The organism is Klebsiella sp. GW_Kp181 (assembly GCF_040062315.1).
Classification (GTDB): domain Bacteria; phylum Pseudomonadota; class Gammaproteobacteria; order Enterobacterales; family Enterobacteriaceae; genus Klebsiella; species Klebsiella oxytoca.
The window spans coordinates 110,268-123,391 of record NZ_JBEAFR010000075.1; the positions used below are offsets into that span (position 1 = coordinate 110,268).

At 54.8% G+C, this 13,124-nt stretch carries 16 protein-coding genes; 5 read left to right on the plus strand and 11 right to left on the minus strand.

Annotation, left to right across the window (positions count from 1 at the left end):
• The first annotated feature begins 42 nt into the window (after positions 1–42).
• Positions 43–1,476: a serine-type D-Ala-D-Ala carboxypeptidase gene (gene dacB / locus ABLV11_RS19665; protein WP_126489593.1), complete on the plus strand. Its 1,434-nt coding sequence runs from the start codon at positions 43–45 to the stop codon at positions 1,474–1,476.
• A 44-nt stretch (positions 1,477–1,520) separates the two neighbouring features.
• Here the strand turns inward: dacB and cgtA are convergent, their stop codons facing one another.
• From cgtA to rplU, 4 genes are all read right to left on the minus strand, one after another.
• Positions 1,521–2,693: an Obg family GTPase CgtA gene (cgtA, locus tag ABLV11_RS19670; protein WP_004106119.1), complete on the minus strand. Its 1,173-nt coding sequence runs from the start codon at positions 2,691–2,693 to the stop codon at positions 1,521–1,523.
• Positions 2,694–2,708: 15 nt separating this feature from the next.
• The gene (locus tag ABLV11_RS19675) at positions 2,709–3,674 is read right to left on the minus strand and encodes a DMT family transporter (protein ID WP_004106120.1); all 966 of its coding nucleotides are present in this window, start codon (positions 3,672–3,674) and stop codon (positions 2,709–2,711) included.
• Between the two features lie 95 nt (positions 3,675–3,769).
• A complete protein-coding gene (gene rpmA, locus ABLV11_RS19680) occupies positions 3,770–4,027 on the minus strand; it encodes a 50S ribosomal protein L27 (protein ID WP_003861831.1) in 258 nt (85 codons plus the stop codon).
• A gap of 19 nt (positions 4,028–4,046) precedes the next feature.
• Positions 4,047–4,358 (minus strand): 50S ribosomal protein L21, encoded by a 312-nt coding sequence (gene rplU / locus ABLV11_RS19685; RefSeq protein ID WP_004106123.1) that lies wholly within the window; start codon positions 4,356–4,358, stop codon positions 4,047–4,049.
• A gap of 260 nt (positions 4,359–4,618) precedes the next feature.
• On the opposite strand from rplU, the gene ispB reads away from it, so the two are divergent.
• Together ispB and sfsB are read left to right on the plus strand one after the other, a co-directional pair.
• Positions 4,619–5,590 (plus strand): octaprenyl diphosphate synthase, encoded by a 972-nt coding sequence (gene ispB / locus ABLV11_RS19690; RefSeq protein WP_004106125.1) that lies wholly within the window; start codon positions 4,619–4,621, stop codon positions 5,588–5,590.
• Positions 5,591–5,786: 196 nt separating this feature from the next.
• Positions 5,787–6,059: a DNA-binding transcriptional regulator SfsB gene (gene sfsB / locus ABLV11_RS19695; RefSeq protein ID WP_004106127.1), complete on the plus strand. Its 273-nt coding sequence runs from the start codon at positions 5,787–5,789 to the stop codon at positions 6,057–6,059.
• Between the two features lie 56 nt (positions 6,060–6,115).
• Here the strand turns inward: sfsB and murA are convergent, their stop codons facing one another.
• The 7 genes from murA to mlaF form a co-directional block, all read right to left on the minus strand.
• Positions 6,116–7,375: a UDP-N-acetylglucosamine 1-carboxyvinyltransferase gene (gene murA / locus ABLV11_RS19700; protein WP_004106129.1), complete on the minus strand. Its 1,260-nt coding sequence runs from the start codon at positions 7,373–7,375 to the stop codon at positions 6,116–6,118.
• A 54-nt stretch (positions 7,376–7,429) separates the two neighbouring features.
• On the minus strand, positions 7,430–7,684 hold the full coding sequence (gene ibaG / locus ABLV11_RS19705) for a BolA family iron metabolism protein IbaG (RefSeq protein ID WP_004106141.1): 255 nt from the start codon (positions 7,682–7,684) through the stop codon (positions 7,430–7,432).
• A 135-nt stretch (positions 7,685–7,819) separates the two neighbouring features.
• Positions 7,820–8,110, minus strand: coding sequence for a lipid asymmetry maintenance protein MlaB (gene mlaB, locus ABLV11_RS19710; protein WP_004106144.1), 291 nt, complete (start codon positions 8,108–8,110; stop codon positions 7,820–7,822).
• Positions 8,110–8,745: a phospholipid-binding protein MlaC gene (gene mlaC, locus ABLV11_RS19715; protein ID WP_004106146.1), complete on the minus strand. Its 636-nt coding sequence runs from the start codon at positions 8,743–8,745 to the stop codon at positions 8,110–8,112. Before mlaC ends, mlaB begins: the two co-directional genes overlap by 1 nt.
• Positions 8,746–8,763: 18 nt before the next feature.
• A complete protein-coding gene (gene mlaD, locus ABLV11_RS19720) occupies positions 8,764–9,315 on the minus strand; it encodes an outer membrane lipid asymmetry maintenance protein MlaD (protein ID WP_004106149.1) in 552 nt (183 codons plus the stop codon).
• Between the two features lie 4 nt (positions 9,316–9,319).
• Entirely contained in the window at positions 9,320–10,102 is a 783-nt protein-coding gene (mlaE, locus tag ABLV11_RS19725; protein WP_004106151.1) for a lipid asymmetry maintenance ABC transporter permease subunit MlaE, read from the minus strand.
• Positions 10,103–10,109: 7 nt separating this feature from the next.
• Positions 10,110–10,922, minus strand: a complete 813-nt coding sequence (gene mlaF, locus ABLV11_RS19730; RefSeq protein ID WP_004106152.1) for a phospholipid ABC transporter ATP-binding protein MlaF — start codon at positions 10,920–10,922, stop codon at positions 10,110–10,112.
• A gap of 209 nt (positions 10,923–11,131) precedes the next feature.
• On the opposite strand from mlaF, the gene ABLV11_RS19735 reads away from it, so the two are divergent.
• Positions 11,132–12,109 (plus strand): calcium/sodium antiporter, encoded by a 978-nt coding sequence (locus tag ABLV11_RS19735; protein ID WP_004106154.1) that lies wholly within the window; start codon positions 11,132–11,134, stop codon positions 12,107–12,109.
• Positions 12,106–13,110, plus strand: coding sequence for an arabinose-5-phosphate isomerase KdsD (kdsD, locus tag ABLV11_RS19740; protein WP_004115845.1), 1,005 nt, complete (start codon positions 12,106–12,108; stop codon positions 13,108–13,110). Before ABLV11_RS19735 ends, kdsD begins: the two co-directional genes overlap by 4 nt.
• Positions 13,111–13,124: the final 14 nt, after the last annotated feature.

Below are 13,124 nucleotides of genomic sequence, written 5' to 3' on the forward strand. Positions count from 1 at the left end.
CCGTAGTATGACGGACTGGTTTCAGGTTGTTAGCGCGAGATTATGCGATTTCCCAGATTTATCATCGGATTGACTGCCGGTATAGCGATTAGCGCTCATGCGGCGAATATTGACGAGTACATCAATCAGCTTCCTGCGGGCGCAAACCTTGCCTTTATGGCGCAGAAGGTAGGCTCCCCGACGCCGGAGATAGACTACCATAGCCAGCAGATGGCGCTACCCGCCAGCACCCAAAAAGTGATCACCGCGCTGGCCGCACTGCTGCAGCTGGGTCCGGATTTCCGCTTCACCACGACGCTGGAAACGAAAGGCAGCCTCAGCGGTGGCATCCTGAAAGGAGACCTGATTGCGCGCTTTGGCGGCGACCCTACCCTCAAGCGCCAGGATATTCGTAATATGGTTGCCACGCTGAAGAAAGCAGGCGTCCAGCGAATTGAAGGCAATGTTCTGATCGATACCTCCATTTTCGCCAGTCATGATAAAGCGCCAGGCTGGCCATGGAACGATATGACGCAGTGCTTTAGCGCACCTCCGGCGGCGGCGATTGTCGATCGAAACTGTTTCTCCATCTCGCTTTATAGCGCGCAAAAGCCGGGCGATTTGGCGTTTATCCGCGTGGCGTCTTATTACCCGGTGACCATGTTCAGCCAGGTGCGTACCCTCGCTCGCGGCTCTTCTGAAGCACAGTACTGTGAGCTGGACGTGGTTCCCGGCGATCTCAACCGTTACACCCTGACCGGCTGTCTACCGCAGCGCAGCGAGCCGCTACCGCTGGCTTTTGCCATTCAGGATGGCGCCAGCTATGCCGGCGCGATTCTGAAAGCGGAGCTGACCGACGCCGATATCACCTGGAGCGGTACGCTGCTGCGTCAGACCCTGGCAAACGAGCCGGGTACCGTACTGGCGAGTACGCAATCTGCGCCGCTGCACGATTTGCTGCGTATTATGTTGAAAAAATCGGACAACATGATCGCCGATACAGTGTTTCGCACCATTGGCCATGCTCGCTTCGGCGTGCCGGGAACCTGGCGAGCCGGATCCGATGCCGTACGGCAGATCCTGCGTCAGCAGGCCGGTGTCGATCTCGGGAATACGATCATTGCCGATGGCTCAGGCCTGTCGCGTCATAACCTGATCGCGCCAGCGACGATGATGCAGGTGCTACAGTACATCGCCCAGCATGATAACGCGCTCAACTTTATCTCGATGCTGCCCCTGACTGGCCACGATGGCTCTCTGCAATACCGCGCGGGTCTGCATCAGGCAGGCGTTGACGGCAAAGTTTCGGCGAAAACGGGCTCACTGCAGGGGGTGTATAACCTGGCTGGATTCATTACCACGGCCAGCGGGCAGAAGATGGCGTTCGTGCAGTATTTATCAGGCTACGCCGTGCCTCCGGCCGACCAGCGTAACCGACGTATTCCGCTGGTGCGCTTCGAAAGCCGCTTGTATAAAGACCTGTATCAGAATAATTAAGCAAAAGGGCCGCATCTTCTGCGGCCCTTTTAGTTTACCCGGAATTAACGTTTATAGATGAATTCGACACCTTCTTCGTCGTCTTCGTCCCAATCGTCATCCCAGTCTTCATCATCTTCCACTTCAGCTTCTTCAAGCTGCTGACGGTGGTAGTCATCCCACATAAACTCGACTTTTTCTGCGGGCTTCGCTTCTTCCGCATGCACTATCGGGTTTTCGATGATAAAGGTCATGACGTCCCAGCACAGGTCTTTTACGCCCTGCTGGCTGGCGGCGGAAATCAGATAGAACTTATCTTCCCAGCCCAGCGCTTGCGCGATGGCTTTCGCTTTCTCTTCCGCCTCAGCTTTATCCATCAGGTCAATCTTGTTAAAGACCAGCCAGCGCGGCTTTGAAGCCAGTTTCTCACTGTATTTTTCCAGCTCGCCGATGATGATCCGCGCGTTCTCAACCGGATCGGAACCGTCAATCGGCTCGATATCGATGAGATGCAGCAGTACGCGGCAGCGCTCCAGGTGCTTCAGGAAGCGAATGCCGAGGCCTGCGCCTTCAGCTGCGCCTTCAATCAGCCCTGGGATGTCGGCCACCACGAAGCTCTTCTCGTTGTCCATACGCACCACGCCGAGGCTCGGTACCAGCGTAGTGAACGGGTAGTCAGCAACTTTAGGCTTCGCCGCGGAAACGGCGCGAATGAAGGTCGATTTACCCGCATTAGGCATCCCCAGCATTCCGACATCCGCCAGCAGCATCAGCTCCAGCTGCAGATCGCGCTTATCGCCCGGCGTCCCCATCGTCTTTTGGCGCGGAGTACGGTTAACGGACGATTTGAAACGGGTGTTGCCGAGACCGTGCCAGCCGCCTTTGGCGACCATCAGGCGCTGACCATGTTTGGTCATATCACCCATCGTCTCGCCGGTGCCCTGGTCAATCACGCGGGTCCCTACCGGCACTTTCACCGTCACGTCTTTACCGCGTTTGCCGGTACAATCGCGGCTCTGGCCGTTCTGCCCGCGTTCGGCGCGGAAAGACTTCTCAAAACGGTAGTCGATCAGGGTATTCAGGTTTTCGTCCGCCTCGAGCCAGACATCACCACCGTCGCCGCCGTCGCCGCCGTCGGGGCCGCCTTTCGGGATATATTTTTCGCGGCGGAAGCTAACGCAACCATTGCCGCCATCACCTGCTACGACCAGGATCGTAGCTTCATCAACAAACTTCATTTTACTCTCCGTAAATCATTCGCCTGAGCGGGGGAGCGGCACAACCGCTTCTCGCTTACGCCACCGTCCCCAAAGACGGTGGCCGACGGCGGAATACATCGCGCCCGCAACCACGACAAACGCACCGAGATAACCCATCAGGTTCAACAGCGGTCTGGCGAAAACGTCGGGCCAGGCCAGTGATAATAAATCTGAAAATAGCAGCGTAAATAACGGCGTTAAGGTAATCAACGCGCTCACCTGCGCCGCCTGCCAGCGCGCCATGGCTTCCGCCAGCGCACCGTAGCCCACCAAGGTATTGAGCCCGCAAAAAACCAGACAGGCCAGCTGCCAGTCGCTTAATGCCAGCACCTGTGAAGGCGTTGCTAATGGCAATAGCGATATCGTACATAAAGTGTACAGCAAAAAAAGGATTTGCTGCGATGCCAGACGGCGTAATAACACCTTTTGCGCGACGCCGTAGCTCACCCACACCGTCGCGGCGCCTACGCCGAAAATTACCCCCCATGTGTAGTCCGTCAGGCGGGTAAATATCTCAATCAGGCTGGTGTTAAAAAACATCACCAGACCGCTCACCAGCATTAGCGCTCCCGCAACCTGGGTGCCGCGCATTTTCTCTTTAAGGATAAAAACGCTGGCCACCATCATGCCGACCGGGGACAGCTGGCCAATCACCTGAGAAGCGGTGGGGCTAAGATATTGCAAGGAAGAGCTAAACAGAATGAAGTTACCGAACAAACCACCCGTCGCAATGACCAGCAGTATCAACCAGCGCGGCTTGCGAAAAATACGCAGCGGAGGCAGTTTTCTTTTCATGGCCAGAATGGCGCCGAGACCAATACTTGCCATCAAAAAGCGGTAAAACACCACCGTCGGCGGTTCCATCACTTCAAGAACCTGCTTCATTGCGATCGGCAAAGCGCCCCAACACATCGCCGTGGTGAGCGCTAAAATAATGCCGATGCCGGCCTGCTGCTTCATGCCCGTTTTCCCTGCAGAAAATTTTCCGGGTTTTCAATGTAAAAAGCCCCGCAACACGTTGCGGGGCTTTAATCCGTTACCGGACCACGAAAAACTTACTCAGCAACGATGCTGATGTATTTACGGTTGTTCGGGCCTTTAACTTCGAATTTCACTTTACCGTCTGCTTTAGCAAACAGAGTGTGGTCACGACCGCAACCTACGTTAGTGCCAGCGTGGAATTTGGTACCACGTTGACGAACGATGATGCTACCCGCCAGAACGGATTCGCCACCGAAACGCTTAACGCCCAGGCGTTTAGCTTCTGAATCGCGACCGTTACGAGTTGAGCCGCCAGCCTTTTTATGTGCCATTTAAATCTCTCCTCAGGTCTTAGGCGCTGATGCCAGTAATTTTCACATCAGTGAACCACTGACGATGGCCCTGCTGCTTACGGTAGTGTTTACGACGACGAAACTTAACGATTTTAACTTTCTCGCCACGACCGTGTGCAACAACTTCAGCTTTAATTACGCCGCCCTCAACGAAAGGAACGCCGATTTTAATTTCTTCACCGTTTGCGATCATCAGCACTTCAGCGAACTCAACAGCTTCGCCAGTTGCGATGTCCAGCTTTTCCAGGCGAATGGTTTGACCTTCGCTTACTCGGTGTTGTTTACCACCACTTTGGAAAACCGCGTACATATAGAACTCCGCTTCCGCGCACCTCTTCGTATGATTCAGAGTGCGCTATAAATATTCACAATAGGGCGCGAATATTACGCAAAACGCGAGCCTTTGACAAGAGCGATCAGCGATCAACGCAGAAAAAAAACACAACTTTCACTCCAGCGTTTATCTACGGCAATTTTTCAGTACAATCACATCTTCTTTTAATTCTGTCTTAATCCTTCTGTGATCCTATTCGGATACGCGATAACAGGACATTTGGCCCGGCTTTTGCGATGAATTTAGAAAAAATCAATGAGTTAACCGCGCAGGATATGGCGGGCGTCAATGCGACAATTCTTGAGCAACTCGACTCTGATGTTCAGCTTATCAATCAGTTAGGCTATTACATTGTTAGCGGAGGCGGTAAACGCATTCGTCCGATGATCGCCGTACTGGCCGCGCGTGCCGTTGGATATCAGGGCAACGCTCATGTCGCCATTGCCGCGCTGATCGAATTTATCCACACCGCCACCCTGCTGCATGATGATGTCGTCGATGAGTCTGATATGCGCCGCGGAAAAGCCACAGCAAACGCCGCTTTTGGTAATGCCGCTAGCGTGCTGGTTGGTGATTTCATCTACACCCGCGCCTTTCAGATGATGACCAGCCTTGGCTCGCTGAGAGTTCTGGAAGTGATGTCGGAAGCCGTTAACGTTATCGCTGAAGGCGAAGTGCTGCAGTTGATGAACGTCAACGATCCGGACATCACCGAAGAAAACTACATGCGGGTTATTTACAGCAAGACTGCCCGTCTGTTTGAAGCTGCAGCTCAGTGCTCCGGTATTCTGGCCGACTGTACCGCGGAACAAGAAAAAGCGTTACAGGATTACGGACGCTATCTGGGGACCGCTTTCCAGCTGATCGATGATTTGCTGGACTACAGTTCAGACGGCGAGCGACTCGGTAAAAACGTCGGTGACGATCTGAATGAAGGCAAACCTACCCTTCCACTGCTGCACGCGATGCGGCACGGCAACGCCGAACAATCCGCCATGATCCGCGGAGCGATTGAACAGGGTAACGGTCGTCATCTTCTTGAAGCCGTGCTGGAAACCATGGCCACCTGTGGTTCGCTTGAATGGACCCAAAAACGCGCGGAGGAAGAAGCTGATAAAGCTATTGCCGCACTTCAGGTCCTTCCCGATTCTCCATGGCGGGAAGCGCTAATTGGCCTCGCCCACATCGCTGTACAGCGCGATCATTAATTCCCGTCTTCCTTTCCCGCGTCAATCGCGGGAAAGTTCCAATAAAATCCTGTAAACTCAAAATCTGCTTTATTTCTTGATATATTCCTAATATCCCATCCATTAAAAGAACTTGTTAGAACATTACTGGAACTCAAGGTATAGTCATTTTGTCGCCCATTAAGGACGAACGGAATGTTTAATACCAGGAGAATTTATGGATAAGTTCATCGACTGGCATCCGGCGGATATTATTGCCGGATTACGCAAAAAAGGGACGTCGCTGGCAGCTGAATCGCGGCGTAATGGTTTAAGTTCTTCAACGCTTGCCAACGCGTTGACTCGTCCCTGGCCCAAAGGCGAGCTAATTATTGCGAATGCGCTGGAAACCGATCCGTGGGTGATATGGCCATCGCGCTATCACGATCCCCATACCCATCAGTTTATCGACAGAACGCAGATGATGCGTCAGAGGAAGAATAACAAGTAAAGCGAGGTTGCAGAAAACAGCCCCCGGACCAACGTCAGAGGGCTGCTGCTACAGGCTTATTCGCCTTTGACGCGTTCGATATTCGCGCCCAGCGCCTGCAGTTTGTCTTCGATACGCTCGTAGCCGCGGTCAATGTGGTAAATACGATCGACAATCGTCGTACCTTCCGCGATACAGCCCGCCAGTACCAGGCTGGCTGACGCGCGCAGATCCGTCGCCATTACCTGAGCGCCAGAAAGCTGCTGCACGCCGTGGCAAATCGCCGTGTTGCTTTCGATTTCCGCATGCGCACCCATACGGATCAGTTCCGGAATATGCATAAAACGGTTTTCGAAGATCGTCTCGGTGATCACCCCTGTTCCCTCAGCAACCAGATTCAGTAATGTGAACTGGGCCTGCATGTCGGTCGGGAAGCCCGGGTGCGGGGCAGTACGCACGTTGACAGCCTTCGGCCGGTTGCCATGCATGTCGAGGCTAATCCAGTCCTCGCCCGTTTCGATATCCGCGCCGGCATCACGTAGCTTCGCCAGAACCGCATCCAGGGTATCGGGCTGAGCATTGCGGCACAGAATCTTACCGCCAGAAATCGCCGCTGCCACCAGGAACGTCCCGGTTTCAATACGATCCGGCAGAACGCGGTACACGCCGCCACCGAGGCGCGCTACGCCTTCGATGGTGATACGATCGGTACCCTGACCTTTGATTTTCGCGCCCAGCGTATTAAGGAAGTTTGCGGTATCAACGATTTCCGGCTCACGCGCGGCGTTTTCGATAACGGTCGTGCCTTCCGCCAGCGTCGCTGCGCTCATGATGGTCACGGTTGCGCCAACGCTGACCTTGTCCATCACGATATGCGCGCCTTTCAGACGGCCGTTGACCGACGCCTTAACATACCCTTCTTCCAGTTTGATTTCCGCGCCCAGCTGCTCAAGGCCGGTAATGTGTAAATCAACGGGGCGCGCGCCGATAGCGCAGCCGCCAGGCAGTGAAACCTGACCCTGACCAAAGCGGGCCACCAGCGGCCCCAGCGCCCAAATAGACGCGCGCATAGTTTTAACGAGATCATACGGAGCACAGAAAACGTCGACCGGGCCGGCATCAATCCAGACGGAGCCGTTGCGCTTAACATTCGCGCCCAGCTGGCTCAGCAGTTTCATGGTGGTATCGATGTCTTTCAGCTTCGGTACGTTTTGGATCTCAATCGGCTCTTCGGCTAATAGCGCGGAAAAGAGGATTGGCAGGGCGGCGTTTTTCGCGCCGGAAATGGTGACCTCGCCCTGAAGGCGAGTTGGCCCCTGAACACGGAATTTATCCATTGATTCTGTTCTCTGTTAAGAATTCACATACGCTGCGGGGAACATCCCCACAGCTTATAAGCCATTAAGTTTGCGGTCTCGCGCCCACTCCTGCGGAGTAAACGCTTTAATCGACAGAGCATGGATGCGGTTATCGGCAATATATTCCATCAGCGGGGCGTAGATAGCCTGTTGCTTCTTGACCCGGCTCATGCCGTCGAACATCTCACCCACAGCAATAACCTGAAAGTGGCTGCCATCGCCAGAGACGTGGACTTCCTGAAGGGAGAGTGCGTTCATCAGCACGGTCTGAATTTCATGATTTTCCATGGGCTACATTTATCTGATAGTGAAAACAGCCCAACATCTTAGAGGAAAGTGGCGCTGTCTTAAACAAGCAAAAAGCCCCATCGAAAAGTTTGATGGGGCTTTCAGAATAGCTTCAGCAGTAAGGCACTGAAAAATTTATGGGATCATATCAGCAGGAAGGTTATATAACCTGACCAGGGTTTGCAGATTTTCACTCTTACCGATCAATTTCGCTTCCCGACCCTGCCGACGAATCAGCGCGATAAAATGCACCAATAGCGCCAGTCCGGCGGTATCCACGCGGGTCACTGCGCTCAGGTCAATTGCCGACACGCCATCCGTCGCCTGAGCGCGTGCATCCCACAGCGGGACCAGGAGATCCTGATCCAGCTCTCCGCGCAGCGCCAGCGTCTCACCATCGCGAGCCCAGCTCAGCTGCCCGGTCATTATTTTTTCTGTTCCAGGGTAATCGGCTGCGCGGAGCTTGCCTTCAGCTGCGCCGTCAGACCATCAACGCCTTTGGTGCGCAGCAGGTCGCTCCACTCATTTTGTTTGGTGGTGATCATGCTCACCCCTTCCGCAATCATGTCGTACGCCTGCCAGTTGCCGGTCTGGGTATTTTTACGCCACTGGAAATCCAGGCGCACCGGCGGACGGCCATTCGGGTCAAGGATCGTGACGCGGATAGGGATAATAGTCGCATCGCCCAGAGGCTGCTCCGGCGCTATCTGGTAGGTCTGACCGTGGTACATCGCCAGCGCCTGGCCGTAGGCCTGCTTCAGATATTCACGGAAGGCGGCAAAATAGGCTTCACGCTGCGCCGGGGTCGCTTCTTTGTAATAACGCCCCAGCACCAGCGCACCGGCGTATTTTACCTGAACGTACGGCAGCAATTCCTGATCGACGATTTCGCGCAGGTAGTTCGGGTTAGCCTGAATCTTCGGCTGCTCGTTTTTCAGGCGGTCGAAGGTTTTCTGCGCCGCTTCGTTCATCAGCTTATACGGATTGGACTGGTCCGCGGCGGTAGCCGCAGTCAATGGGGCAATCACCAGCATGGCGACCATTAGTAAGCGTTTAAACATGTCTTCTCTCTCCTGAAATTAATGCGTCGTGCCGGCAGGCGGCGTAGCGTCAGTATGACTCTCTCCAGCAGCCTGTTCATCGCCAGAATTCTTATTGTCACTACCTTTACTGTTGTAGAGGAACTGGCCTATCAAATCTTCCAGCACCATGGCGGATTTGGTGTCCTGAATGGTGCCGCCATCTTTAAGGATAGCCGTTCCCAGCTCAGGGTCTTCAAACCCGATGTTCATCGCCAGGTACTGTTCGCCCAGCAGACCGGAAGTTCTGATCGCCAGCGAGCTGGTATCGGGGATATGGTTATAGCGCTCATCAATATCGAGAGCCACGCGAGGCAGGTAGGTTTTAGGATCGAGGGTGATATCCGCCACGCGTCCTACGACCACGCCGCCAATTCGCACCGGTGAGCGCGCTTTCAGACCGCCGATATTGTCAAAAGTGGCATAGAGCCGGTAGGTCGGTTCAGTACGTATAGAGGTCACGTTTGCCGCCTTCAGGCAGACAAACAGCGCCGCCAGCAGCGCAACCAGTAAGAATACCCCAACCCAGATTTCATTTTTTCTCGTTTGCATGAACTCAATTCCCAAACATCAGCGCAGTCAGCACAAAATCCAGCCCCAGAACCGCCAGCGACGCATGTACTACCGTACGCGTCGTCGCCCGGCTAATCCCGGCGGAAGTGGGGATAGCGTCATAACCGTTAAATAACGCGATCCATGTTACCGTAATGGCGAAAACCAGACTCTTAATCAGGCAGTTGACCAGATCCATCCGCCAGTCGACGGCATTTTGCATCGCCGTCCAGAAGAAGCCGGCATCAATGCCCTTCCAGTTAACCCCAACCAGCGAACCGCCCCATACGCCGACCGCCACAAAAATAATGGTTAGTAACGGCAGTGAAATCACCCCGGCCCAGAAACGCGGTGAAATCACGCGGCGAAGCGGGTCGACCGCCATCATCTCCATGCTGGAGAGCTGTTCAGTGGCGCGCATCAGGCCAATTTCGGCCGTCAATGCCGAACCGGCACGTCCGGCAAACAGCAGCGCGGCAACAACCGGCCCCAGTTCACGCAGCAGCGACAGCGCCACCAGCATGCCGAGGCTGGTTTCAGCGCTATAGGTGGTTAACACCAGATAGCCCTGCAGACCCAGCACCATACCGATGAACAACCCCGATACAATAATGATCAGCATCGACAGCACGCCAACGTTATACAGCTGGCGTACCAGCAGCGGCGCATGCTTGCGAAACTCAGGCTTGCCCACAACAGCGTTGAAGAGCATCAATCCAGCACGCCCGAACGTCGCGATAGTTTTAATACCGCGATGCCCGAGCGCGGCTAGCGCATTTAACAACATGAGTCGCTTAACTCCCTTTACCCAATAAATCATGATGATAATCACCCGCCGGATAGCGGAACGGCACCGGGCCGTCAGCGATACCATCAATGAACTGACGAACGCGAGGATCGGCATTTTCACGCAGCGACTGCGCGCTCCCATGCGCCACGACTTTTTTGTCCGCCACAATATACGCAAAGTCCGCAATGCTGAGCACTTCCGGCACATCATGCGAAACTACGATACAGGTGACACCCAGGGTGCTGTTGAGTTCAGAAATCAATTTCACCAGTACCCCCATCGTAATGGGGTCCTGTCCGACAAAGGGCTCATCGAACATGATGAGATCAGGTTCCAGCGCAATCGCCCTCGCCAGCGCAGCACGGCGCGCCATCCCCCCCGAAAGTTCGGAAGGCATCAGCTTAGCGGCTCCGCGAAGGCCGACGGCTTCCAGCTTCATCATTACCGTGCTGTGCAGCAGCGCTTCCGGCAGACGAGTATGCTCGCGCAGCGGATAGGCGACGTTATCAAACACGTTCATGTCGGTGAACAGCGCGCCGGATTGAAACAGCATGCTCATACGCTTGCGCACGGTGTACAGGCGCGAGCGCGACATCTGCGGTACGTTTTCACCATCAAACAGGATCTCGCCCTTGTCCGGCGGGATCTGGCCGCCGATCAGGCGTAACAGGGTGGTTTTGCCGATCCCTGATGGCCCCATAATCGCGGTGATCTTTCCGCGGGGTACCGATAGCGAGATATCATCGAAGATCACGCGATCGCCCCGCGAGAAGCGAATACCGCGCACTTCGACTAGATTCGCCAAACTCTGGCTCATAAAATCATCCTTACTAGACACCCTTCGGGCTAAGCATGGCGCTTTCTTTCACCACAAACCCAACATTTTTACAGAATCTTACCTGCCCAGGTTAGCGAAAGCTGGCATTTGTTTTACTTTTGGCACACATAAAGTCAAAATTAAGAATTCGTTACGCTGCCTACGGACGGCCAGCGAGGCGACGATTATACCTGAATAAAGGACTTTAGATGCTCTTAGCGACGGCTCTGTTAATTATTGGTTTATTGCTGGTTGTCTACAGCGCCGATCGTCTGGTCTACGCCGCTTCAATACTCTGCCGTATGCTGGGGATCCCTCCCCTGATTATTGGCATGACAGTGGTAAGCATCGGAACCAGCTTACCGGAAACGATCGTTTCCGCCGCCGCTTCTCTGCATGGGCAAACCGATTTAGCGATCGGAACGGCTCTCGGATCGAATATCACTAACATCCTGCTGATCCTCGGCCTCACGGCTCTGTTTCAACCTTTTACCGTGCATTCTGATATCCTGCGCCGCGAATTGCCGTTAATGTTGCTGGTCAGTTTACTGGCGGGATTCGTGCTGTACGACGGGCAGCTCACGCGGATAGACGGCCTTTTTTTGCTGGCGCTGGCCATATTATGGCTGCTGTTTACCATTAAAATCGCCCGCCTGGCAGAGCGTCAGGGGAACGACAGCCTGACCCGCGAACAGCTGGCGGAGCTGCCGCGGGAGGGTTCGCTTCCCGTCGCGCTGCTCTGGTTGGGCGTCGCGATGATAGTGATGCCGATGGCCACGCGAATGGTCGTTGATAACGCCACGGTTCTGGCGAACTTTTTTGCCATCAGCGAACTGACCGTCGGCTTAACGGTCGTCGCGATAGGCACCAGCCTGCCCGAGCTGGCTACCGCCATTGCCGGTGCGCGCAAAGGCGAGAACGATATCGCCATCGGCAATATCATTGGCGCTAATATTCTGAATATTGTACTGGTCCTCGGGCTCCCCGCGCTGATTGCGCCGGGTACCTTTGCCGCCGAGGCCTTTACCCGCGACTATGGCGTTATGCTGCTGGTCAGCCTGATCTTCGCTGCGCTGTGCTGGCGCCGTAAGCAGCAGCCAGGTCGCCTTGCCGGCGCCCTGCTGGTTGGCGGTTTTATGCTTTGGTTAGCGATGCTGTACTGGACAGCGCCGCTCTTCGTTGAATGATTCGGGATAACATTATGTCGCAAACAGATTTGCCAGCGGATTTTGACTTTCAACGGGCAGGCCGTGAGGTTCTGGAAATTGAACGTGAAGGTCTGGCCCAGCTCGATCAATATATTAATGAAGATTTTACCCGTGCCTGTGAGACCATCTTCCGCTGTAACGGTAAAGTTGTGGTGATGGGGATGGGCAAATCCGGCCATATCGGGCGAAAAATGGCGGCGACGTTTGCCAGCACCGGTACTTCATCTTTCTTCGTTCACCCCGGAGAGGCCGCGCACGGCGATTTGGGTATGGTCACCCCCTGCGATGTGGTGATTGCGCTGTCCAACTCCGGCGAATCAAACGAAATCCTCGCCCTGATCCCGGTGCTTAAGCGCCAGCAGGTGTCGCTGATTTGTATCACCAGCCGACCGGACAGCAGCATGGCGCGCGCGGCGGATATTCATCTGTGCGTAAAGGTGCCCAAAGAGGCTTGCCCGTTAGGGCTGGCTCCGACATCCAGCACCACCGCCGCGCTGGTCATGGGCGATGCGCTTGCCGTAGCGCTGCTGGAAGCCCGCGGTTTTACCGCAGAGGATTTTGCGCTATCACATCCCGGCGGCGCGCTGGGCCGTAAGCTACTGCTGCGGGTCAATGATATCATGCACACCGGTGATGAAATTCCGCACGTGAGCCTGGAGGCTACGCTGCGCGATGCGCTGCTGGAAATCACGCGCAAAAATTTAGGCATGACTGCCATTTGCGATGATGAGATGAATATCATCGGCATCTTCACCGATGGCGATTTGCGCCGCGTATTTGATACCGGTATTGATATGCGTAACGCCAGCATTGCCGAGGTGATGACGCGAGGCGGTATCCGTATCCGTCCCGGCACTCTGGCCGTTGATGCGCTCAACCTGATGCAGTCCCGTCATATCACCTGTGTGCTGGTTGCCGATGGCGACCGCCTGGTAGGTGTGATACATATGCACGATCTCCTGCGCGCGGGCGTAGTGTAAGTAAGGAAAAAATA